General features: G+C 70.7%; 15 protein-coding genes. 11 read left to right on the forward strand and 4 right to left on the reverse strand.

Annotation, left to right across the window (positions count from 1 at the left end; genetic code table 11):
- Positions 1 to 4: 4 nt before the first annotated feature.
- Positions 5 to 1,213: an ROK family protein gene (locus AB0I15_RS37000; protein ID WP_358106231.1), complete on the reverse strand. Its 1,209-nt coding sequence runs from the start codon at positions 1,211 to 1,213 to the stop codon at positions 5 to 7.
- 133 nt (positions 1,214 to 1,346) lie between these two features.
- On the opposite strand from AB0I15_RS37000, the gene AB0I15_RS37005 reads away from it, so the two are divergent.
- Genes AB0I15_RS37005 through AB0I15_RS37025 form a run of 5 tightly spaced genes read left to right on the forward strand, consistent with a single transcriptional unit; the run spans position 1,347 to position 5,757 of the window.
- Positions 1,347 to 2,402: a substrate-binding domain-containing protein gene (locus tag AB0I15_RS37005; RefSeq protein WP_358106234.1), complete on the forward strand. Its 1,056-nt coding sequence runs from the start codon at positions 1,347 to 1,349 to the stop codon at positions 2,400 to 2,402.
- A 51-nt stretch (positions 2,403 to 2,453) separates the two neighbouring features.
- Positions 2,454 to 3,428: an ABC transporter permease gene (locus AB0I15_RS37010; protein WP_358106237.1), complete on the forward strand. Its 975-nt coding sequence runs from the start codon at positions 2,454 to 2,456 to the stop codon at positions 3,426 to 3,428.
- Entirely contained in the window at positions 3,425 to 4,180 is a 756-nt protein-coding gene (locus AB0I15_RS37015; RefSeq protein ID WP_358106240.1) for an ATP-binding cassette domain-containing protein, read from the forward strand. Before AB0I15_RS37010 ends, AB0I15_RS37015 begins: the two co-directional genes overlap by 4 nt.
- A 24-nt stretch (positions 4,181 to 4,204) precedes the next feature.
- Positions 4,205 to 5,074: a sugar phosphate isomerase/epimerase gene (locus AB0I15_RS37020; RefSeq protein ID WP_358106243.1), complete on the forward strand. Its 870-nt coding sequence runs from the start codon at positions 4,205 to 4,207 to the stop codon at positions 5,072 to 5,074.
- On the forward strand, positions 5,071 to 5,757 hold the full coding sequence (locus AB0I15_RS37025; RefSeq protein WP_358106246.1) for a nucleoside/nucleotide kinase family protein: 687 nt from the start codon (positions 5,071 to 5,073) through the stop codon (positions 5,755 to 5,757). The genes AB0I15_RS37020 and AB0I15_RS37025 overlap by 4 nt, the downstream gene beginning before the upstream one ends.
- A gap of 40 nt (positions 5,758 to 5,797) precedes the next feature.
- On the opposite strand, the gene AB0I15_RS37030 is transcribed toward AB0I15_RS37025, so the two are convergent.
- On the reverse strand, positions 5,798 to 7,189 hold the full coding sequence (locus tag AB0I15_RS37030) for a VCBS repeat domain-containing M23 family metallopeptidase (RefSeq protein ID WP_358106249.1): 1,392 nt from the start codon (positions 7,187 to 7,189) through the stop codon (positions 5,798 to 5,800).
- 660 nt (positions 7,190 to 7,849) lie between these two features.
- On the opposite strand from AB0I15_RS37030, the gene AB0I15_RS37035 reads away from it, so the two are divergent.
- The 4 genes from AB0I15_RS37035 (at position 7,850) to AB0I15_RS37050 (ending at position 12,754) form a co-directional block, all read left to right on the forward strand.
- The gene (locus tag AB0I15_RS37035; protein WP_358106252.1) at positions 7,850 to 8,023 is read left to right on the forward strand and encodes a hypothetical protein; all 174 of its coding nucleotides are present in this window, start codon (positions 7,850 to 7,852) and stop codon (positions 8,021 to 8,023) included.
- 156 nt (positions 8,024 to 8,179) lie between these two features.
- Positions 8,180 to 8,839 carry a DsbA family oxidoreductase gene (locus AB0I15_RS37040; protein WP_358106255.1) on the forward strand — a complete coding sequence of 220 codons (660 nt, stop codon included), beginning with the start codon at positions 8,180 to 8,182 and terminating at the stop codon, positions 8,837 to 8,839.
- A 463-nt stretch (positions 8,840 to 9,302) separates the two neighbouring features.
- Positions 9,303 to 9,794, forward strand: a complete 492-nt coding sequence (locus tag AB0I15_RS37045) for a phospholipase A2 (protein ID WP_358106258.1) — start codon at positions 9,303 to 9,305, stop codon at positions 9,792 to 9,794.
- Between the two features lie 203 nt (positions 9,795 to 9,997).
- The gene (locus AB0I15_RS37050; RefSeq protein ID WP_358106261.1) at positions 9,998 to 12,754 is read left to right on the forward strand and encodes a BTAD domain-containing putative transcriptional regulator; all 2,757 of its coding nucleotides are present in this window, start codon (positions 9,998 to 10,000) and stop codon (positions 12,752 to 12,754) included.
- A gap of 148 nt (positions 12,755 to 12,902) precedes the next feature.
- Here AB0I15_RS37050 and AB0I15_RS37055 read toward each other — a convergent pair whose 3' ends face one another.
- Positions 12,903 to 13,235 (reverse strand): hypothetical protein, encoded by a 333-nt coding sequence (locus AB0I15_RS37055; protein ID WP_358106264.1) that lies wholly within the window; start codon positions 13,233 to 13,235, stop codon positions 12,903 to 12,905.
- Between the two features lie 314 nt (positions 13,236 to 13,549).
- On the opposite strand from AB0I15_RS37055, the gene AB0I15_RS37060 reads away from it, so the two are divergent.
- Both AB0I15_RS37060 and AB0I15_RS37065 read left to right on the forward strand, forming a co-directional pair.
- A complete protein-coding gene (locus AB0I15_RS37060) occupies positions 13,550 to 15,076 on the forward strand; it encodes a serine hydrolase domain-containing protein (RefSeq protein ID WP_358106267.1) in 1,527 nt (508 codons plus the stop codon).
- A 20-nt stretch (positions 15,077 to 15,096) separates the two neighbouring features.
- On the forward strand, positions 15,097 to 15,882 hold the full coding sequence (locus AB0I15_RS37065; protein WP_358106270.1) for a MerR family transcriptional regulator: 786 nt from the start codon (positions 15,097 to 15,099) through the stop codon (positions 15,880 to 15,882).
- A gap of 85 nt (positions 15,883 to 15,967) precedes the next feature.
- Here AB0I15_RS37065 and AB0I15_RS37070 read toward each other — a convergent pair whose 3' ends face one another.
- On the reverse strand, positions 15,968 to 21,919 hold the full coding sequence (locus AB0I15_RS37070; RefSeq protein ID WP_358106273.1) for an RHS repeat-associated core domain-containing protein: 5,952 nt from the start codon (positions 21,917 to 21,919) through the stop codon (positions 15,968 to 15,970).
- Position 21,920 lies beyond the last annotated feature (1 nt).

Raw genomic sequence — 21,920 nt, forward strand, 5'->3', positions numbered from 1 at the left:
GAGGCTAGGCCACCGCTTCGTCCACGAGTTGCTGGACCCGCGCGGGGGTGTAGATGCCGTCGACCAGGAGCTGCGCCAGGCCGAGCACACCCGCGTGCGGGTCGATGTCGCTGCGCACGATCTGCAGGTTGCGGGTGGCCAGCGGGAGCGAGCGCCGGTAGACGATCTCGCGGATGCCGGCGAAGAGTTGCTCGTCGGTGTGGGCGAGCTGCCCGCCGATGACGATGACGCGCGGGTTGAACAGGTTGACCGTGTCGGCGATCGCGCCGCCGAGGATGCGGGCCGCGCGCCGGGCGAGCCGCACCGCGACGAGGTCGCCGCTGCGGATCAGGCGTACGGCGTCGTCCACGGTGGTCACGTCGCGGCCCGCCGCGCGCAGGTCGCGCACCAGGGCCCAGCCCCCGGCGTACGCCTCGACGCAGCCCGCGTTGCCGCACCGGCAGATGGGCGGTTCGGCCACGTCGTCCACTGTGACCTGGATATGGCCGACGTCACCGGCCGCGCCGTCGGCGCCGCGGTGCACCTTGCCGCTGGCGATGAGGCCGGTGCCGACGCCGGTGCCGATCTTGAGCATGAGCAAATGGGGCACGTCCGGGTAGCGCAGCCGCTGCTCGCCGTACGCCATGGCGTTGACGTCCTTGTCCACCAGGACGGGGCAGTCGAAGCGGGAGCGGAACCAGCCGGGGATGTCGAAGCGGTCCCAGCCGGTCATGATCGGCGGGCTGACGACCCGCCCGGTCTCGAAGTCCACCGGGCCCGGCACGTCGAGCCCGATGCCGAGCACCTCGTCGGGCTTGCGCCCGGTCGCGGCGAGCACCTCGGTGAACAGGTCGTCCACGATGGCGAGAATGGCCTGAGGGCCCGCCGTCACCTCGGCGCGGGTCTCGCGCTCGGCCCGCACCTCGCCGGCCAGGTCGCACAGGGCGGTCCGCAGGCCGGTCGCGCCGATGTCGGCCACCAGCAGCACCCCGCGATCGCGGTTGACCACGAACTGGCCCGCCGGGCGGCCGCGCGTGCGCGCCTCCTCCTCGGCCGGCATCAGCAGGCCGGCCGCCAGCAGGCCGTCGAGCCGCTGGTTGACCGTGGTTCGCGACAGGCCGGTGTGGCGCATCACGTCGGCCTTCGTCAAGCCGTCGGGCGCGTCGCGGAACAGGCTGAGGATCTCGCCTGAGCTGGCCCCCAGACGCGGGCCGGGCGGGCTCGGTACATCCATACGGGTCACTCTAGCTATGTCTCCCACTAGACGTAACTTAGCCATGTTTCGACATAAAAAGTCGAAAGAAGGGTTGTCATCTATCAGAAACACTGGTTACGGTCATGTCATCGACGCCTGAAAGGGACATCCGATGATGGCCAACACCAGAGGTCGCCGCACCGCGGCCCTCAGCGCGGTTCTCGCTGCGGGCGCGCTCGCGCTGGCTGCCTGCGGTTCCGGTGAGACCACCGGCACCACCCCGGCGGGCGGAGGGGCGAGCACCACCGCGACGCCCAAGATCGCCGCTGTGATCAAGGGACTGGACAACCCGTTCTTCCAGACGATGAAACAGGGCATGGACGACCAGGCCGCCACGGCCAAGGTGCCCGTCACGGTCCAAGCGGCCAACGCCATCACGGACACGACCGGCCAGGCGGACAAGCTCAACGGCCTGGCCGGGCAGGACTTCTCCTGTTACGTGATCAACCCGATCTCCGGCACCAACCTGATCCAGGGCCTGGCCCAGCTCTCCGCCCAGAACAAGACCGTCGTCAACATCGACAGCCCGATCGACGCGGCGGCGGCCAAGAGCGCCGACGTCAAGCTCGCGACGTACATCGGGACCGACAACGTCGAGGCCGGCAAGATGGCCGGGCGGCGCATGACCGAGTTGCTGCCGGGCGGCGGCGAAGTCGCGGCCATCGGCGGCATCGCGGGCGACGTGACCAGCGGCGCCCGGATCGACGGCTTCCAGCAGGGCCTCGGGTCCGGGGTCAAGGTGGCGCAGACCGTCGCGGCCAACTGGGAGCGGCAGACCGCGCTCACCGCGGCCACCGACGTGCTGCAGGCACGCCCCGGCCTGGCCGGGTTCTTCGTCGCCAACGACGACATGGGGCTGGGCGTGGCGCGCGCCGTCGCCAACGCCGGTAAGACCGGCAAGGTCAAGGTCATCAGCGTGGACGGCATCAAGGACGCGCTCAACGCGGTCAAGGCCGGCACCCTGGACGGCACCGTCGCCCAGTACCCGTACGCGATCGGGCTGATGGGCGTGGAGGCGTGCCAGGCGGCGGCGACCGGCAAGACACTGCCCGCCAACGTCAAGGCCCCGGTCGAGTTGGTCACCAAGGAGAACGCGGACAAAGCGCTGGCGGCCACGCCCAAGCCGTTCGGCAGCTATGACGACCCGTTCACGTCCCTCATCAAGTAGCGCCTACGCCGTCCCGCCCGGCCATCGGCGGCGGGACGAGGAGTGACACACATGGCAAACGCAACGCTCGCGGCCCGCGACGGAGAGAGCTGGGCCGCGAAGCTGAAAGACGCCGGGTTCTGGGCGGAGTGGGCGGCCCTCGTCGGACTGGTCGCCCTGGTGATCGTGTTCCAGGCGCTCAACCCGACCTTCCTCAGCCCCGGCAACATCACCTCCATGCTGCTGGCCGCCGCGATCCTGATCGTGCTGGCCGTGGGCCAGACGTTCGTGATCGCCACCGCCGGCATCGACCTGTCGATCGCCTCGGCGATGACGCTGGGCGCGGTGGTCTTCGGGCAGGCGTACACGGCGCAGTGGGGGCTGGCGCTCTCGTGCGTGGCGGGCGTGCTCGCCGCGGCGGTGGCGGGCCTGGTCAACGGCCTGATCACCGCCTGGGGGAAGATCGCGGACTTCATCGTGACTCTGGGCATGCTCTCGGCCGCCTCCGGCCTGGCGCTGATCCTCTCCGACGGCAAGCCGGTCACGATCATCGACCCGGCGCTGCTCACCCTGTCCACCGGAAAAGTGGGGATCTTCGGCTACTCGTTCCTGATCGCGATCGCGGTCGCGCTCGTGGCGCACGTCGTGCTGTTCCACACCAGGTTCGGCACCCATGTGCTCGCCACCGGCGGCTCACCGGAGTCGGCCAACGCGATGGGCATCAGCACCCGGCGGATCAAGATCGCCGTCTACACCATCAGCGGCATGCTGGCCGGGCTGGGCGCGCTGCTCCTGGTCGCCCGCGTCGGCGCGGCCGAACCCGCCTCCAACACCTCCTTCCTCCTCAACTCCGTGGCGGCGGTCGTGCTCGGCGGGGTGAGCCTGTTCGGCGGGCGGGGCACCATCATCGGCCCGGTCATCGGCGCGCTGCTGCTGATCGCGCTGGTCAACGGGCTGACCCTGCTCGGGGTCTCCCAGTTCTACCAACCGCTGGCCGTCGGCGTCGTCGTGGTGCTGGCCGCCCTGCTCACAAGGTTCCAGCGATGACCGAGAACGACACTCCCCTGCTCGAGACCCACGAGGTCTCCCTGGCCTTCGGCAGCGTACGCGCGCTGGCCGACGTCTCCCTCACCCTGCGCCGCGGCGAGATCACCGCGCTGGTCGGAGACAACGGCGCCGGCAAGTCCACCCTCGTCCGCTGCGTCTCCGGCATCCACCGGCCGCAGAGCGGGCGCATCGTGTTCGACGGCGCCGAGACCGACTTCCGCTCCCCCGAGGACGCCCGCGAGGCCGGGATCGAGACCGTGCACCAGAACCTCGCGCTGGTGGAAGACCTCACCGTGTGGCAGAACCTGTTCCTCAACCGCGAGATCGTCCGCAGGCTCGGCCCGATCGCGCTGCTCGACCGGCGCGCCATGCAGGCCCGCGCCCGCGAGATGGTCTCCACGCTCGCCGTCAACGTGCCCGCGGTGAAGTCGCGGGTACGCCGTCTCTCGGGCGGCCAGCGCCAGGCCGTGGCCATCTGCCGCGCCGCCGGGTTCAGCTCCAAGCTCGTGATCATGGACGAGCCCACGGCCGCGCTCGGCGTGCAGGAGACCGCCCGGGTCGAGGAGCTGATCCTCGGCCTGCGCGACGAAGGGCACGCGGTCCTGCTCATCAGCCACAACTTCGCCCAGGTCATGCGGCTCAGCCAGCAGGTGTGGGTGATGCGGGCCGGACAGTGCGTGGGCGGGCGGCGTACGTCCGAGACCACCGGCGAGGAGATCGTCGCCCTGATCACCGGCGCGCTCGGCAACTGACATCCAGAAAGGCAGCCCATTCAGATGACCACCAACCCCATCGGCGTGCACGCCCTCGTCTGGGTCGGGGACACCGGCCCGGCCTCACTGGCGTACGCGATCGACAAGACCAAGGCGGCCGGCTTCGACCTGCTGGAGATCTCGCTGCACGACTCGGTGAACCTCGACGTCGCGGCGGCGCGCGCGGCCCTGCGTACGGCGGGGCTGGGCGTGGCCTGCTCGCGCGGCCTCGCCTTCGACGCCGACGTCTCCAGCGACGACCCGGCCGTGGTCGAGCGCGGCGAGAAGCTGCTGCACGACTCCCTGACCGTCACCCGCGCTCTCGGCGGCACCCACTTCACCGGCGCGCTCTACAGCGCGCTGGGCAAGTACGGCCGCCCGCTCACCGAGGCGGGGCGCCGGAACGTGGTCGCGGTGCTGCGCCGTCTCGCCCAGGAGGCGGACGGCCACGGCATGACGCTCGGCCTGGAGATCTGCAACCGGTACGAGACCAACGTGATCAACACCGCCCGGGACGCGCTGCGCCTCGCCGACGACATCGGCCAGGACAACGTCCTGATCCACCTCGACACCTACCACATGAACATCGAGGAGGACGACCTCGTACGGCCGGTGCGCGAGGTCGGCGACCGGCTCGGCTACGTCCACATCGGGGAGAACCACCGCGGCTACCTCGGCTCCGGCCACCTGGACTTCACCGCCTTCTTCCACGCCCTGGGCGACATCCGCTACCAAGGACCGATCACCTTCGAGTCGTTCTCCTCGGCCGTGGTGATGGAAGGGCTCTCCAACGACCTGGCGATCTGGCGCAACCTGTGGGACGACGGCGACGACCTCGCCCGGCACGCCCGCGCCTTCATCGCCGGCCACCTCCACACCAGCCGGGCCCGATGACCTCTCCCGGGACCCTGGACGACCTCCTCGACCGCGCCCGCGCCCATGCCCGGGACGGCCGGCGGGCCCTGCTGGGCATCACCGGCGGCCCAGGCGCGGGCAAGACCACGCTCGCGGTGGCCCTCACCCGCCTGCTCCGTCAGGAGCCGCCCCCCGGCCTGGCGGCCGACTGGGTGGCCCACGTCCCGATGGACGGCTTCCACCTGGCCGACATCGAGCTCGACCGGCTCGGCCGCCGCGACCGCAAGGGGGCTCCCGACACCTTCGACGCCGCCGGCTACGCCGCCCTCCTCCGCCGCCTGCGTGAGGACGAGGAGGACACGGTCTACGCCCCCGCCTTCGAACGCGACCTGGAGCAGCCCGTCGCCGGCAGCATCCCGGTCCCCCGTGCCGCCCGCCTGATCATCACCGAGGGCAACTACCTGCTGCTCGACGAGGGCGACTGGGGTCGCGTCCGTCCCTGGCTGGACGAGGTCTGGTACTGCGACCTGGACCACGCCGAGCGCCGGCACCGGCTGATCACCCGGCACATACGCTTCGGCAAGCCGCCGGACCATGCGGTGAGCTGGGTGGAGGAGGTCGACCAGCGCAACGCCGACCTGATCGCCACCACCAGGCCGAAGGCCGACCTGATCGTCCCCGACGCCGTCATCCGGTCGATCGAGCCTGGCGGTGGCAGGTGAGCAGGACGACGCCGGATCCCGGCACCTGTCCGCCGCCCGGCTAGATGGTGAAGCCCTGGGCGACGGTCCTGCTGTCGGGGCCGTCGTAGACCTTGGCCGCGTCCCAGCCCCGGTTGCGGTACGCGGTCACGTTCCCGTCGGCCCAGATCCGGACGATCTCCGCCCGCCCGTCACCGTCCAGGTCACCGAACTTGGTCCGCAGGGCATCCGTGAACCCTTCGGCGACGGTCCTGCTGTCGGGGCCGTCGTAGACCTTCGCCGCGTCCCAGCCACGATTCCGGTACGCCGTCACGCTTCCGTCGGCCCAGATCCGGACGATCTCCGCCCGGCCGTCACCGTCCAGGTCGGCGAACCGGACGCGCGGCACGTTGGTGAACCCCTGCGCCACCAGCTTGCTGTCCGGCCCGTCATAGACCTTGGCCGCGTCCCACCCTCGATTCCGGTACGCCGTCACGTTCCCGTCGGCCCAGATGCGGACGATCTCGGCCCGCCCGTCGCCGTCGAGGTCGGCGAACCGGGTGCCGGCGGAATCGGCGAACCCCTCCGCGACCAGCTTGCTGTCGGGGCCGTCGTACACCTTCGCCGCATCCCAGCCGCGATTACGGTAGGCGGTCACATCCCCGTCGGCCCAGATCCGGACGATCTCCGCCCGGCCATCACCGTCCAGATCGGCGAACTTCGTCCGCAACGCCTCGGTGAACCCCTGCGCCACCAGCTTGCTGTCGGGGCCGTCGTACACCTTCGCCGCATCCCAGCCACGGTTACGGTAGGCGGTCACGTTCCCGTCGGTCCAGATCCGGATGATCTCGTCACGCCCGTCACCGTCCAGGTCGGCGAACTGCACGGTCCCGTCCTCCGTGGGAGCCGTGGCGCACCCGTTCGCGCTTCGGACGTTGTTCCATTCCATGCCGTCGGCCTGGCCGTACTCGACGCCGTTGAAGAACGGCCGGACCCGCTCGGTGCCGTCGGCGCCCCAGGTGGCCCGCCCGTCCCCGTTGGCGTCGAACCCTTGCTCGTAGTGCAGATGGGGATGCCCGTTCGAGGTCGGGCCGGTGGCGCCCACCTGGCCGATCGGCTCTCCCTGCTCCACCCGCTGGCCCACGGCGACCGAGTCGTCCTGCAGGTGGATGTACGTGGTGAACCAGCCGCCGCCGTGGTTGATCTGCACCATGTTGCCGGCGTTGGCGTGGTAGAACGCCTGGTTCACCACGCCGTCGGCGGGCGCGACGAGCTGCGCGCCGTTGGTGCCCTGCTGGTCGGGCTCCTTGACCATGTCGAGCGCCGGGGCATGCGCCCAGGCGTTGAGCTGCCACTCCTGGCCGCAGGGGAACGGTAGCTGGAAGCCGGGCATGGCGGCGGCCGAGGCGCGCGGGGCAGGTAAGGCGGCCAGGGCCAGAGCGGACAAGGCCACGGTGATGCGGCGTCTGAGCATGTCGATGCCTTCCGAATGGGTCAACGGGGTGACGTCGTTGACGGCATGCGAGCGCTGCCGGGTGGCCTGTCAGCGCCCTCCGGCCGTTCCGGTCTGCCGGTGTCCTGCCGTCCTGAGCACCTGTTGTAAGGGAGGCGGCGTTGTTCAGCAACGGCCGTCGCCGCTGAACAACGAGGGAATTCGTCCCCCTGACAAACGACCGCCAGGACGGCCGGCCATACCGGGGATATATCGGCGGCGATTCGTACGCGGTTGGCCGCCACGGCGGTCGTACCCCTTTTTGACCTCCGGGCTGGTCGCGGCGGTCCAGCCGGCGGCGGTGGCTTCTGCCAGCGTCGAATCCGGCAGTGCCGCGAAGTGCGTCCTGTTCCCGGGAACCCCGAAAAGGACCGGCACCGGGCGAAGCGTCGTCGGTGCGGGCACCGCGCGAATGACTGCTCCGGCCAGGTCACGCTCAAGCTGCGGCGCAAGCGGTGGTACGGCGGGGAGACCGTGGGCAACGACACCTGGAACGCCAAATACTCCAGGGGCGCGGGCGGCGCCACCGCCGGAAGCGTGAAGATCAGCCGCCGACCAGCGCAGAGTAACCACTTGTAACGTGCGGTGATGACGTGATCGGGGATCAACCCAGCAGCAACGTCCTCAACGGGAAGGCCTCCCATGCCCTGCCTGCTCCGGCGTCTCAGCCTGCTCCTGCCTGCGGCCGCATTGCCGCTCGTCGCCCTCGCCTCGCCCGCCCTCGCGCACGTGGATCCGGCCCCGCTCCTTGAGAGCCCTCAGTTCATCGTGCTCGTCCTCGACAACGTCGGGGACGCGCTGCCGTCCCGCTCGTAGGCCCTGTCGCCGGAACGGCCCGGCAGAGGGGCGGTGCTCTTTGCCGGCGCGGCCCGGTTTCGTCGCGCGGCCGGGCCGTGCCGTGTGTCAGGGGCCCTCGGTCCGCCGCGCGGGCGGTTGACCTCAACCGCGGTTGACGTTGCAGGATGAGCGTTCGTGAAGCTGGAGATATACGCCGACGTGCTGTGCCCGTGGTGCTACATCGGCAAGAGACGCCTGACGGCCGCGTTGGCGAACCTCGCCGACCGCGACAGCGTGGAGATCACCTGGCGCAGTTACGAGCTCGCCCCGGAGGAAGGCCGGATCCCCGGCCCGACCGCTGCCGAAGCCATGGCCGGATGGTGGGGCGAGCAGGCCTCTGCCCGGATCGCCCGGATCCGATCGCTGGGCGGCGCCGAGGGCCTGGAGCTCAATCTGCACCTGGCCCGCCCGGTGAGCACCTTCGACGCGCACCGGCTGGGCAAACTGGCCGCCGACCACGGCGGGGCCGACCGGATGATGGAACTGCTGCTGCACGCCTACCACACCGAAGGGCTCAACGTGGCCGACCCGCAGGTCCTGCAGCGCCTGGGCGGCGAGGCCGGGCTGGACACCGGGGAGGTGCGCGCCCTGCTGGCCGGTGACGACTACGCCGACCAGGTACGGGCGGACCGGCGTCGCGCGGCCGAGCTCGGCGTCACCGGCGTCCCCAGCCTCGTGATCGACGACCGGCCGCCCATCTCCGGGGTCCAGCCGGTCGCCGAGCTGCACCGGCTGCTGGAACGCGGCCAGACCGGCTCGCAGGGCATTCCGGCCACACCCGGCCACGCCGGCTGACGGCCCTCCGCGTCGCTCACCCCGGGCCGTCGCTGCGCCACGCGACCTCGGCCTCACCTGGCCTGCCGTCAGCCACCGATCGTCAGCGTCGGAATCATGGACTCACCGACGCGCTTCACCCTGACCGAGCACTCACCGCTGCTCACCCGGCTCGGCTCCCTTCCCCTGGCGACCATCGCCTCCGTCAGGGGAAGGGCACGGGCAGCGAGTTCCTGCTCGCCACCGACATCCGATGCGCCGGCCGTGAGCTCCGACGGAGACCAGACGACCGCCTGACGAAGCCGGCGCCCCCTGCCACAGCCTCGCAGGCGACCGGGCTTGGGCTGGCCCTTCTTCTCCGGTATGTCGTCGGTATGTTTCCACGCCGTCTTCCACCGAGTTTCTTGCGGTACGGCAGCCAGGATGGCGACCATCTTTCTGGCCCGGTAACCGGTGCGGAATCCTCCCCCCACATGGAGTCGCCATGCAAAAGCCTTTTGCCTTCTCCGCGGCGGCTGTCGCGGCCACCGCCGTGTTCGCCTTTCCCGCCACGGCGAACGCCGAGCCTCCCAAGGCGAGCAAGAACGTGAAGCTCATCACGGCGCTCAGACTCACGGCCGATACCGCTGCCGGCTATGACACGTGGCTTCGCGCGCGGGAGAACCGCGACAAGAAGGGCCACATCAAGAACATGAAGTTCAACTGGGGGACCGACTACTGCGACTCGAGCCCGGACAAGCCCAGCGGGTTCAACTTCAAGAACGCCTGCGCGCGGCACGACTTCGGGTACGGGAACGTCAAGCATCTGGTCGGCTCCGCGTCCTGGCGGAACACCTACCGCAAGAAGGTGGACCAGGCCTTCAGGACGGACATGCTGAGGGTGTGCGCGGAGCAGTCGCGGTCGAAGATCCACGACTGCACCGACATCGCGATGAAGTACTACAACGCCGTCAGGCTGCTCGGCGGCCTCACCTGAGCGTGCCGCTCGGCCCGCCCGCGGCCACGGGCCCTGGGCCGGCGTCCCAGCCGGGAGCCAAGTCAGGTGCAGAACGGCCTGAACCGCGCCTCCGCCCCATCAAGGCGTCATGACTCATCTAGATCTGGTGACGAAGGGGGGCACTCCGTATGGGGCTGAAGATCGGATTCCTTGGTCCGTGGAAGATCACAGCGGGTGCACACGTGGTCAAGCTGGCCGGGCGGCGGCGGATCGGGGTGCTGGCCCGGCTCGCCCTGGACACCGGCCAGGCCGTCCACGCCGACCGCATCCTCGCCGACGTGTGGGCGGACAGTTCGGCGGCGACCGCGGCCAAGCAGCTCCACATCGTGATCTCCAAGCTCCGGGAGGCGCTCGCTCCCCACGGTGAAGAGGACATCATCGAGACCGCCCCCGGCGCCTACCGGCTCACCCTCGACCGTGACCGCGTCGACGCCCACCTGTTCACCCGGCTGGCTCGGCAGGCGCGTGCCGCCCGTTCCCGGAACGAGACGGCGGACGCTGACGCGCTGTTCCGCCAGGCGCTCGGGCTGTGGCGAGGGCCGGCGCTGGCCGAGGTGGACGTGCCTTGGGCGAGGCTCGAGGCGGGGCGCCTGGCGGAGGAACGGCTCGCCGTCGTGGAAGATCACGTCGATGTACGGCTCGCCGCCGGGGACCACCACGCCGTGACCGTCGAACTCGCCGGGCACGTCGCGGCGCACCCGCTGCGCGAACGGCCCGCCGCCCAGCTCATGCTCGCCCTGTACCGCGACGCGCGATCGTCCGAGGCGCTGGCCGTCTACCAGGGCACCCGCCGGGTCATGGTGGAGGAGCTGGGCATCGACCCCAGCAACGAGCTGCGCCGCCTCCACCAGGCCATCCTCGCCCGCGACCCGGAGCTCGACCTCGGGGTCCCAGCGCAGGCGGTCGAGCTGACCGAGCCGGTCGTGCCGGCCGAGCTGCCCGCCGGCACGCAGGCGTTCACCGCCCGGGCCGCCGAGATCGAGCGGCTGCGAGCCGCCCTCGTCACGGACGGCGGGCCCACGATCACCGTGATCGACGGTCCCGGCGGCATCGGCAAGTCGGCGCTCGCCGTCCATGTCGCGCACGCTGTCAGCGGCCGCTTCACCGACGGCGTCATCTACGTCAACCTGCACGGCTCCACCGCCGGGCTCGCTCCGTTGACGTCCCTCGAAGCCCTCCGCCACCTGCTGCGCTCGCTGGGCCTCGACGGCGCCGCCGTACCCGCCGACCTCAGCGAGGCCGCCGCCCGCTACCGCTCGCTCACCGCGACCGGCAACCTGCTGGTCATCCTCGACAACGCCCGTGACGTACGTCAGGTCCGTCCGCTCATCCCGGGCGGGGCGGGCTGCCGGGTCCTCGTCACCAGCCGCGACCCGCTCGCCGTCCTGGACAACACCCACCACCTCCACCTCGGTACGCTCGCCGACGCCGACGCGGCGGCGCTGCTCACCCGCGTCGTCGGCGGTGACCGGGTACGCGCCGAGCCCGAGGCGGCGGCGGAGATCGTACGGCTCTGCGGCGGCTTCCCGCTCGCGCTCCGCATCGCGGGCGCCCGGCTGGCGGCCCACCCCACCCGGGCACTGTCCGACCTGGCGGTACGGCTCGCCGACGCCACCCGCCGCCTGGATCTGCTGGAGTACGCCGACCTGGCCGTACGCGCCGGTATCGCGGTCAGCCACCAGCACCTGCGCGAGGAGCCGGCCGGGCGGGACGCCGCCCACCTCCTGGCCCTGCTCGGCCTGCTCGAACTGCCCACGCACACCCCCGCCGCCACCGCCGCCCTGGCCGGCTGGCCGCGACACCGTACGGAGGCCGCCCTGGACCGCCTCCTGGACGCCCGTCTGCTCGAATTCGCGGGGCACGACCGGTACCAGTTCCACGACCTGGTCCGCCTCTACGCCCGGGAGCAGGAACTCCCCGCGCGGGAGCGGGCAGGCGCGATCCGCCGCGCACTGCATCACTACCTGGCCACGGCGAACCAGGCCAACAGCATGATGGACGCCGGCTCCGTCGACTTCTCGCACGTCTCCGTCGAGCAGCCCGGGGAGGAGATCGCCACTATGGCGGCCGCGAACGCATGGGTCGAGCGCGAACGGGAGAACCTGCTGGCCGCGGTCCGTCAGGCGGCCGGTGACGCCACCGATCAGACGGCGGCCGTGCTCACGACCATCACCCAGTGGCTGTTCGACCGGCGGGGCTGGTTCTCCGAGCTCATCGAGGTCAGCGAGAAGGCGCTGCGCAATGCCGCCGAGCTGGAGGACTGGGCCGGCATGGCGTTCCTGCACCAGGGGCTCGCCTCCGTCCAGCACCAACTCGGACACGTCCAGGAGTCCCTGGACCACCTGGAGGAGGGGCTGGCCTGCTGGGACCGGGCCGGGCAGCCGGACCGGAAGGCGGGGCTGTACAACGACCTCGGAACCGTCCACGCCATGATGGGCCGCTACGACAAGGCCCTGGCCGCGCTGGAATGCGCGCTCGCGATCATCGAACGTACCGGTCGCGAGGACCACGAGTCCTACGTCCGCAACAACCGGGTGCACGTCTACTACCGTCAGGGGAGATTCGAGGAAGCCGTCGAGGAAGGGCGGCATGTCGTGATCATGAGCGAGAAATCGGCCGACACCGGGAGCCTCGGCGTCGCCCACGACACCCTCGGCGACGCCTACCGGGCCAACGGCATGCTCGTCGAGGCCGTGGCGGAATACCGCCACGCCATCGAGCTCCAACGTGAGGCGGGCTTCACGCTCTACGTCGCCGTGTCCAGTTGGTGGCTCGGCCACGCCCTGCACGACCTGGGACGGCCGGAGGAGGCGTGGGCTTCCTGGCGGGTGTCGCTCGACCTGCTCCGCGAGGCGCGCCTCCTGACCCCCGCCGAGGTGGCGGCCTACCTCGCCCAGCCCGTCCCGGACACGCCGGAACCCATCAGGAACCAGCTGTGAGCTTCCCCATCCGCACAGACGCCGCGTTCAAGGACGGCCGAACGGGGCCGAGCCCGGTCGACCGTGCCGAGCCGGGCTCGAAACCCACCGACGGCGGCGGCATCCCCCCGGCGTTGTCGCCGGCCGGCGGCCACCGCGGTGACGTCCGTTAGGGAAGGCCAAAGACGATGTTCCTGTTGCCGCAGATCACGAGGGCTTTCTTGTGCTTGGTGCTGTCAGGAGTCTGGCAGCACCTGATGTCCAGCCTGATCTGATCGGGATGGGATTCGTCGAGGGGATGCCTGTTCGGATCGGTGGGCCTCAACGCGTGATCCGCGCCGAACCCCTGCTGGGCCGGTGCGGGGCATTCAAGGGCCCCGACATCGTTCGCCGCCGCCTGGTGCGGCGAGCCCAGGGCCGACCCGGTCGCCGACGCGATGACCGCCAGCGCCAGGATAAATGCATGAGAAAGTTTATTGTGTTTCTTTGTGCGAGGAATCATTCGACGCCCCTTAACCTTTTCTTTGCTGCCGTGCCTGCGAGTACAGTTCAGGAGATACCCCGCTAGATGATCTGAAGCACGCCAAATCGGCCATTTAACGGCAAGGAAATAATGTCGAGAAGTGCGATGTTCGGCAAGGCGCCCTCAATTAACAATTCGGGCTAATGGGACCTTCTATGACACTCATGTTTGGCGGGGGTCGACGGCCCCCTGTGAGCTAGATCACGGTTGAGGTTGACCTTGGGTCAGGGTGGAAGCTCGCCGCAGCGGCACGACGCCGACCGGACACAACAGACCCAAGGGAGCAGACCACCATGCTCATCACCCTTTCCGACCAGGACAAGAGCACCCTGCGGACCGCCGCGTACGGCGCCGTGTCGTTGATGGCCGCCACCACCGGCTCGCCCCACAAGACCGCCACGAATGCCACCGTCGCCCTGACGTCGGCGACCGGTCTGGTCGGGCACGTGCTCGCCGCGAACGCCAAGGACATCGAGCTGACGGGCAAGACCGTCGCCGAGCTCGCCGACCGCGTGCTGCCGGCCCTGACCGCGGCCATGAAGCTGCTCGGCGGGCAGGCTCCGGCAGAGGCCGACAACTTCCGCAGGACGATCCGGCTCGCCGTCGAAGCCGCCGTCCACCCCGACAAGCCCAGCGCCACCACGGCCGAGATGGCCCGCAAGATCACCGCCGCCCTCGACGCGGACGGCGGGGCCGCTGCCGGACAGGATCGCCCGGAGCTGCAGAAGGCGCTCGAGGAGATCGTCGATTCCGGTTTCGTCGGGGTGTCGCTGCGCGTGCACGATGAGCGGGGCGAGTGGACCGGCAGCGCCGGGGCGGCCGAGCTGGGCCGGGCCGGGAAGCCGCCGGCGAACGGGCATGTCCGGATCGGCAGCGTCACCAAGACCTTCACCGCGACCCTGGTGCTGCAACTGGTGGCCGAGGGCAGGATCGGGCTGGACACCCCGGCGGCGCACTACCTGCCCGAGTTCGGGCTGGACGAGCGGATCACGGTGCGGATGCTGCTGCGGCACACCAGCGGGGTGTTCAACTTCACCGGCGAGGTCAACGCCGACGGGACGATCGTGCGGGGGATCGCCATCCCCTACAGCACCACGGGCAGGCAGTGGGTGGACGACCGGTTCAGGATCTACCGGCCGCAGGAGCTGGTGGAGCTGGCGTTGTCCAAGCCGGCGCGGTTCGAGCCGGGGACGGGCTGGAGCTATTCCAACACCAACTACGTGCTGGCCAGGCTACTGATCGAGAAGGTCACCGGCCGTTCGGTCGCCGAGGAGATGCGGCGGCTGATCCTGGAGCCGCTCGGGCTGACGGGCACCGTGGTGCCGGACGCCTCGCCGGTGCTCCCCGAGCCGCACGCCCACGCCTACTACCGCTACGAGGACGCCGGCGAGCAGAAGACGGTCGACATCACCCGCCAGAACCCCTCCTGGGTCTCCAGCGGCGGCGACATGATCTCGACCACTCAAGACCTGCACACGTTCATCTCCGCGCTGATGGGCGGCAGGCTCCTGCCGGCCCCGCTGCTGGCCGAGATGTGCACCCCGCACCCGACGGGCATCCCGGACATGGACTACGGTCTGGGCGTGTTCGTGGTGACGACGGCCGGCGGCGGCACCCTCATCTCCCACAACGGCGCCGCCGTGGGCCACGCGGCGCTGATGTACAGCACGCCCGACGGCGGTAGGACCCTGGTCGCGGCGCTGAACTGCGTGGACGACGCCGACCTGTCCATCGCGGCGGCGTTCCAGAACGCCCAGCAGAGGCTCGTCAACGAGGTGTTCCACGGTGGGCAGGCCGACCCGGCTCAGCCGGCGGGCTGAGCACAAGGCAGGCTGAGCAGATGAGAAACGGTGTCACGATCGGGCAGGCGGCGGTATTCGTCGGCGTCACGGTGAAGACGGTGCGGCATTACCACAAGCTCGGCCTGGTCGAGGAGCCGGAACGCGACAGCTCCGGGTACCGGCGCTACGGATCTGCCGATCTGCTGCGGCTGGTGCAGGTCCGGACGCTGGCCGCCGCCGGGGTGCCGCTGGCCGAGATCGGGCCTCTGCTCGACGCCGACGCCCCGCTGTTCGCCGCCGCGCTCGCCGACGTCGAGCGGCAGCTCACCGAGCGGATCGAGGTGCTGACCGCGCGGCGTGACACCCTGCACCGGCTCGCCGACGGTGACCGGGCCCTGCTGTCCGATCGCGCCGTGGCGCTGCTGGAGCGGATGCTCGGCCTCGGATTCCCCGCGGACGAGGTGGCGGCCACCAGGGAGGGCTGGGTGCTGGCCAGGGCTCTGGTCCCGGAGGGCTTCGACGACTATCTCACCCATTTCGAGGACGCCCTGCAGGACACCCGGCTCGTCGCCCTGACCAAGCGCACGGCCGAAGCCGTGACCTGGGACCCGGACGACCCTCGCATCGCCGAGCTCGCCACCGCCGCGGCCGACCACTACCTCGCCAACCCCGCGCTGCTGAAGACCGTGACCGGCCTGCAGGCCCGCACCGAGGCCGCGACCCGGTACACGCTGATCGCCCACCACGGCGAGGAGCAGTCGCCGGCCGCGGCGCGGCTGTCCGCGCTTTTCGAGGCCAGGCTCCGCGCCGCCGGCATCCACATCCCCAGACCGGATCCCCACTGACGGCTCCGGTCCTTCGGCCCAGGAAAAGCGGGGATCACTCCGGATGATGGGGGGACGTTCGGGTCGAACGTCCCCCCATCAGTCATCAGTCATCCAGGTTGTAACTGTTGTGGTCGCACCCCCTCAGCGGGCATGGGCCCGCCTGTGGAGCCGCGCAGCCCTCGCAGGGCGGCGGCACCCCGGCCGATCCGGTGTGCTCGCCCTGCCCGCCGCTGGGCAGGTGCGTGCAGCCGTATTCCGGTCTGGATCCGGAGTCGCAGGTCCGCACGGGGCTGCGGCCGTCACTCGTGAAGATCTCCTGGAGGAAGTCGATGACGGGATCCACGAGCCCGAACTGGTCCAGCACGTCCAGGGTGAGGAAGACGACCCCCACCCCCGGAATGAGCTGGCCGCCCTCCAGGATCGCGCCCTTGATGCACGCCTGGCTGGACCAGCCCTGCGACTCGCAGTCGATGACGACGCCGATGGCGCCGGTGGCGAACCCGATGTCGCTGGTCGCCTCGACGAACCCGGTGATCCTGGCGCAGCCGAGGGAGTCGGTGCACAACTGCAGGCCGAGTTCGGTGACGTCGAGCGCGGTGTCGGTGCCGTCGTTCACCCGCTCGGCGAGGTCCTCGACCGTGAGGTCCTCGCCGCCGGCGATGGTGCCGCCCTCCGGCCTGGGCCCGCATGCGGGATGGGTGTTCCCGGAGCTGCCCGGAGCGCACATGTCCTGGGACGCCGGGGGCGGGTCGGGGGTGGATTGCACGGGCTCGACGTTGATCCAGCCCTTGCCGTTGAACGTGCACTTGATCTCCCCCAGCGTGCACGCGTCGGGAATCAGGCCGCTGGGGTCGGAGAAGGCCGTGGGGTTGTTGAGCCCGTAGGCGTAGGGGTTGATGGTCTGTGGCCGGGCGACGTCGAAGAGCGGGTCAGGGGAGACGAACCGTCCCATCCCGGGGTCGTAGTAGCGGGCGTTGAGGTAGTTGAGGCCGGTGGAGCCGTCCTCGAACTGGCCGATCCAGCCGCGGTCGGTGCCGGTCCTGTCGGTGCCGCGCGGCTTGCCGTACGGCTGGTAGGACCTGACGTGGCTGGGCGTCACGGAGCCGGTGGGCACGGTGAGCTGGACCGACCCCTGATTGTCGGTCGCCAGGAACTCCACGCCGGTGGTCGTGCGGATCGCGACGGGGGTGTCGTTGAAGCTGTAGGTGCGGACCGCCGTCGATCCGGTGATCTCGTGGCCGTCGATGTAGCGGGTCGTGCCCGCGGCGGTCTTGCGCTGCAGGCGCTTGCCGTCGGCGTCGTAGACGAAGCTGGAGGTTCCGGCGGCGAGGAGAAGCCGTTCGGGGCTCCAGGTGAGCGTCTCGGTCTGGCCTGAGACGGTACGGCCGGTCAGGTCGCCGTTGGCGTTCCATGTGTAGGTGTCGCCGCCGACTGCGGTGGGCGCGTGCGGACGCGTCCCGCCCGCCGCCGGATAGGTGTAGTCGACGACCCGCGTGCCGTTCTCGACCCGCCGGGTGAGGTTGCCGTCGACGCTGAGGGTGTAGGTGTGGTCGTAGGCGTTGGCGCCCGTGCCGGGTGTGCCGGCCGCGCAGGTGCCCGTCGTGGTGAAGGCGCGGGTGAGGCGCCGGCGGTCGTCGTGGTCGAAGCACTCGCGCCAGGACTGCCCGTTCAGGGTCGTGTGCCGGTCGACGACGTCGCCGAAGGTGTCGTCGTAGGTGAACCGCAGGTCCTGCAGCGCGGTGCCGCCGCCGCCCGCCTTGATCGCCTTGACGCGCTGGTCGGCGTCGTACTCCGTCACCTGGCTGAAGGGCACGGTCCGGGATCCCGACAGGTTCCACACCGAGCGGGCCCGGTCGTCGTACAGGGCGGCCCAGACGTACTCGGCGGCGCCGACCATGGAAGTGGCGAGGCCGACGTCGTTGTAGGTTGTGTTCACGGTCTCGGCGGGCAGCCCGCCGACGGCCGGGTAGGTGATCCGGGTGGGGTGGTCGGCGGCGTCGTAGCCGTAGCCGACGGTGTAGCTCGCGTCGGGGAAGGTCCAGGTCTGGCCGGTGGGCCGGGCCCGGCCGTCGTAGCCGGTGACGTCGACCACGTACGAGCCGCCGCCCTCCACGCGGGTGGTCCTGTTCAGCAGGCCCGTCTCCCCGGTCGCGTCATACTCCCACCTGGCCAGCAGGGTGCCCGCCGGGGAGTCCTTGCGGCGCTCCTTCGGGCGGCTCAGCGCGTCGTAGAGGGTGTGCACCTGCACGCCGGCGGCGGTGGTCGCCCGGGTCTGGTTGCCGACCGCGTCGAATCCGTAGGTCCAGGCGCCCATGTCGGGATCGTTCATGGCGATCTTGCGCCCGGCGAGGTCGTAGGTGTTGGTGATGGTGTTGCCCGCCGCATCGGTGACGGTAGTCAGCCGGTCGGCCATGTCGTAGCCGTAGCGGGTGGGGCGCCAGGCGCCGCCGTCGCCCTCCTCCATTCTGATCACCCGCCCGTGGGCGTCGCTGACCGTACGGACGACTCCCCCCGCCAGGGGGTGCGGGGTCGTCGTCACCGAGTCGTGGGTGTAGTCGGTGACGACCGATCGCCGGGCTGTGCCCGCGGTCCAGGAGATCTGCCAGATGGGGCGGCGGACCTCGTCATAGGCGGTCGTCTCGTCGTTCGCCCAACCGGCCGCCGGGACGGGGAACAGCCCGGTTCCGGCCGTGCCGGTCATGGCCTGCGGCTGGGAGGTGGCGGCGACCAGGCCGCGTCCTTCGTATCTGGTGTCGGTGACGATCACCTTGCCCGATTCGGGGGACAGCATGTGGGCCTGGCGCGGTCGCAGCCAGGCGTCGTGCAGCACCCAGGAGTCCACGTACCTGGTGGTGTCCTGGAGCCTGCGGGTCCGGACCACGCCTGGCCCGGCCTTGTCGGGGTCGAGTTCGTAGCTGAATTCGTACGACGCGGGCCCGCCCTGCTCCGTCGGCCGGTGCACGGTGCGCGTACGGCCCAGCGCGTCGTAGGCGAAGCCGGTCCGCTTGCCCCGCGCGTCGATGGTCGCCTCGGGCGCCTGCCGGGGGCGGAACCAGGTCGTGCTCGTCTGGTGCCCCAGGTGGTTGGTGACCGTCGTGGTCGCCGGGTAGCGGATCGCCGGGGTGTGGGCGGTCGTGGTGGTGTGCCCGTTGGGATCGGTGACCTTCAGCGGCCGTCCCAGCCTGTCGTACGTGGTGGTGGTCGTCGCCCAGGTCGGCGTCGCGGTGATCTTGACTCGGGAACCGGTCCGATCGCCGCGCGCCGGGGCCGCGCCGAACGCTCCGCCGTCGTAGGCGTACTCCTCCCTGGCCAGCTCGGCCCCGTCGCACGTGGCGTTGCCGTACCGGGTGACCGACGCGGGCAGGTCCAGCAGCCACGGGCCGGTGTTCACCGTGGGCACGGTCACCGTGCACCTCTCGTCACCGGCCGAGGCCAGCCAGCCGTGCTCGATCACCTTGTCCGGCGTGCCCAGCAGCGCGTTGTAGACGGTCTGGGAACGGCTGCGCACCAGGCTGCCGCCGGCGGGGTCGCGCCGCCGCTCCACCCGGTCGCTCGGCATGACGAACCAGGCGTCGTCCAGCGGATCGGGCCCGGCGGCGTCGACGGTGCGCTGCGCGTGGTAGCCGGTCACGGTGCCGTGCTCGACGCTGCCGTCGCCGCGCAGCTCCTGCTGGTCGAGCACGCCCCCGGCCAGCCAGTTCTCGTCGTTGACGTTGGTGACGGTGCCGTCCAGGCTGGAGGTCCTGGCCACGCGCGAGCCCGGGCCCGGGAACGGGTCCCCGGCCAGCCTGTCGCCGTTCATGCCACGGAAGAGCCGATATTGGGTACGTCCGGCGCCCTGGGTGACCTGCATGTCGGCGTAGCCGCGCCACTCCGACCAGGTCTGGTTGGCGTTGGAGACGAACTCGTCCCGGTCATGATGCCAGGCCCCGTTGGGGAAGCCCGCGCGGACCTGGTCACCGTACCTGTAGGAGGTGATCATCGGAGGGCCGCCGCCGACGGTGTCACGCTGCTCCACCTGGGTCACCACGTACTTGTGGAACACCGCGAACCCCGCGGCCCCGCCGTCCGGGGCATGCCAGTGCGGGAAGCAGTTGCGGGTGTTCAGATGCCAGTTCGGCGGATTGGGGATCGGGTCCGGGCACGGGTGCGGCCGGCCGTAGGTGACGATCACCTGGCCGCCGGTCTCGTTGGTGACCACGCCGACCCGGTGGTGCGGCATCGCCGACAATCCGCCCGCGGTGTCGACCCGGTTGTTCAGCAGCGTCGGCCAGAAGGTCACCGGCGGCATCGTGATCCGCTCTTCCGCGGACATGCCCTTGCGCTGGATCGCGGTCAGGTACAGCTTCTGGTCGCCGGTCCGGTTCGGGTCCGGGTCCGGGAAGGCGTGCGAGAGCATGATCCGGTCCACGTCGGCGAACTCGTCGCCGCCCACCTCGACCTGGGTGGTCAGCGACACGTACCGCAGCGCGGTGAAGAACGTCGGGGCGTGCTCGGCGCACACGTCGGTGAAGCACATCAGGTCGACCGGGGTGTCGGGATAGTTCGCGGCCGTGGCCGGGGTCGGCTGCCGGCAGCCCGCCGCCAGGTCGACGCACCGGTAGTCGATGTCGAAGGTGACCCGCGCCGACGGCTCGGTCTCGTTCTGAGCGCGCCGCTTGCCGTACTTGAGCATCTCCAGGGCGCCGCCGCGCACGTACTCCGTGTGCTCGAAGCCGGGCCAGCCGTTCAGCGCGGCGTAGTGGTTGATCTCCTTGCGGTACTCGTACTGCTGCACGTTGTCATGCGGGTCGATGACCAGGTCCAGGTTCCACCGCCACGCCTGTACGCACCACGGCAGCGGGGTCTCGGTGTTGCACGGCTCGCCCGCGTCGTCGCCGAACACCGGCACCGTCCACACCGAGTGGGTCTCCACCCCGACGTCGGGGTTGACGCCGCGGCCGAAGAAATACTGCACCCCGTCGGGGGTCGTCACCTTCCAGTGCTCGCCGTCGTCGTCGCCGTTCTTCGCGCCGGTGAGCTGCTCGATCCGCCATCGCGGATCGTCCTTGAGCCGCCACTGCTTCGTCGGCGTCCCGGGCAGCGGCACCAGCTCTCCGGACCGGCCGTTGAGCGAGATGGTGGCGTTGTCGGACTTCCAGCACAGGTCATCGGAGCCCTGGCCGTCGGCGCGGCAGGAGTTGTACCGGCGCTCGATGAAGGAGTCGGCGAAGTCTCCCCAGCCCAGCCCGATCGGGCCGCTCTGGGTGTTCTTGCCCGACACCATGCCGTCGACCGCGCCGGAGGAGTAGCCGAGGCGCAGCGCCGGGGTCGGCCCCGCGGGCGCCTTCTGCAGCGGCACGTCGTAGTTGTAGGTGAAGTTCCCCGATCCGGTGACGACCTGCCAGTCGCCCGAGAGCGTCAGCGGCGTCGCCTTGAACGAGCCCTCCTCGCCTTCGGGGCCGGCCGTGACGGCGAACAGTCCGGCGGGGACCTCCGCGCTCAGCCTGGTTCCGCTCTTCACCGACGGCACCACCGGGCGGTCGCCGCCGTCCTTGAGCGAGGGGGCGCGCCGGCGTTCGCAGTCGGCGGTCAGGGCGCATTCCGGGAGCCGGACGAGCTTGAGCCGGTCGGCGTACCCCGCGCCAAAGCGCTCGGCGAAGCCCGCGAAGTCGACGGAGACCTTGGTGGCCGCGGAGATCCGGAACACCAGCCCCGACCGGCTCGCCTGCTCTCCCAGCACCTCCACCCGCGCGGTCGTGCCGGCGGCCCCGCTCACCTCCAGCGGTCCGACGCGCTGCGGTCTCGCCTCCAGTGTCACCTCGGCCGACGTCGCGGCGGGTAGCCGGGTGCGTGTCGGCCTGGGTGCCGAGGTGCTGCCCACCTCGGGTGCCGACCGGACCGTTGTGACCGGTGGCGAGCCTGGCGGGGTGTCCGATCTCTCGAGCGCCGTCCGCCAGTCCAGCTCCGGCGCTGCCCGGGTGGCCATGGCCTCGATGGCCTCGATGGCCTCGACCGCGGTGACGGTCAGGCCGCCGCATAACAGGGTGAGGACGATGAGGATTCTGCTGAGCATG

The sequence above is a fragment of the Nonomuraea sp. NPDC050643 genome, assembly GCF_040654715.1.
GTDB lineage: Bacteria > Actinomycetota > Actinomycetes > Streptosporangiales > Streptosporangiaceae > Nonomuraea.

What these genes read in the sequence shown, in the direction of transcription:
- AB0I15_RS37000 (WP_358106231.1), bottom strand. Translation starts at nt 1,213, where the DNA reads ATGGATGTACCGAGCCCGCCCGGCCCGCGTCTGGGGGCCAGCTCAGGC.
- AB0I15_RS37005 (WP_358106234.1), top strand. Translation starts at nt 1,347, where the DNA reads ATGATGGCCAACACCAGAGGTCGCCGCACCGCGGCCCTCAGCGCGGTT.
- AB0I15_RS37010 (WP_358106237.1), top strand. Translation starts at nt 2,454, where the DNA reads ATGGCAAACGCAACGCTCGCGGCCCGCGACGGAGAGAGCTGGGCCGCG.
- AB0I15_RS37015 (WP_358106240.1), top strand. Translation starts at nt 3,425, where the DNA reads ATGACCGAGAACGACACTCCCCTGCTCGAGACCCACGAGGTCTCCCTG.
- AB0I15_RS37020 (WP_358106243.1), top strand. Translation starts at nt 4,205, where the DNA reads ATGACCACCAACCCCATCGGCGTGCACGCCCTCGTCTGGGTCGGGGAC.
- AB0I15_RS37025 (WP_358106246.1), top strand. Translation starts at nt 5,071, where the DNA reads ATGACCTCTCCCGGGACCCTGGACGACCTCCTCGACCGCGCCCGCGCC.
- AB0I15_RS37030 (WP_358106249.1), bottom strand. Translation starts at nt 7,189, where the DNA reads ATGCTCAGACGCCGCATCACCGTGGCCTTGTCCGCTCTGGCCCTGGCC.
- AB0I15_RS37035 (WP_358106252.1), top strand. Translation starts at nt 7,850, where the DNA reads ATGCCCTGCCTGCTCCGGCGTCTCAGCCTGCTCCTGCCTGCGGCCGCA.
- AB0I15_RS37045 (WP_358106258.1), top strand. Translation starts at nt 9,303, where the DNA reads ATGCAAAAGCCTTTTGCCTTCTCCGCGGCGGCTGTCGCGGCCACCGCC.
- AB0I15_RS37055 (WP_358106264.1), bottom strand. Translation starts at nt 13,235, where the DNA reads ATGATTCCTCGCACAAAGAAACACAATAAACTTTCTCATGCATTTATC.
- AB0I15_RS37060 (WP_358106267.1), top strand. Translation starts at nt 13,550, where the DNA reads ATGCTCATCACCCTTTCCGACCAGGACAAGAGCACCCTGCGGACCGCC.
- AB0I15_RS37065 (WP_358106270.1), top strand. Translation starts at nt 15,097, where the DNA reads ATGAGAAACGGTGTCACGATCGGGCAGGCGGCGGTATTCGTCGGCGTC.
- AB0I15_RS37070 (WP_358106273.1), bottom strand. Translation starts at nt 21,919, where the DNA reads ATGCTCAGCAGAATCCTCATCGTCCTCACCCTGTTATGCGGCGGCCTG.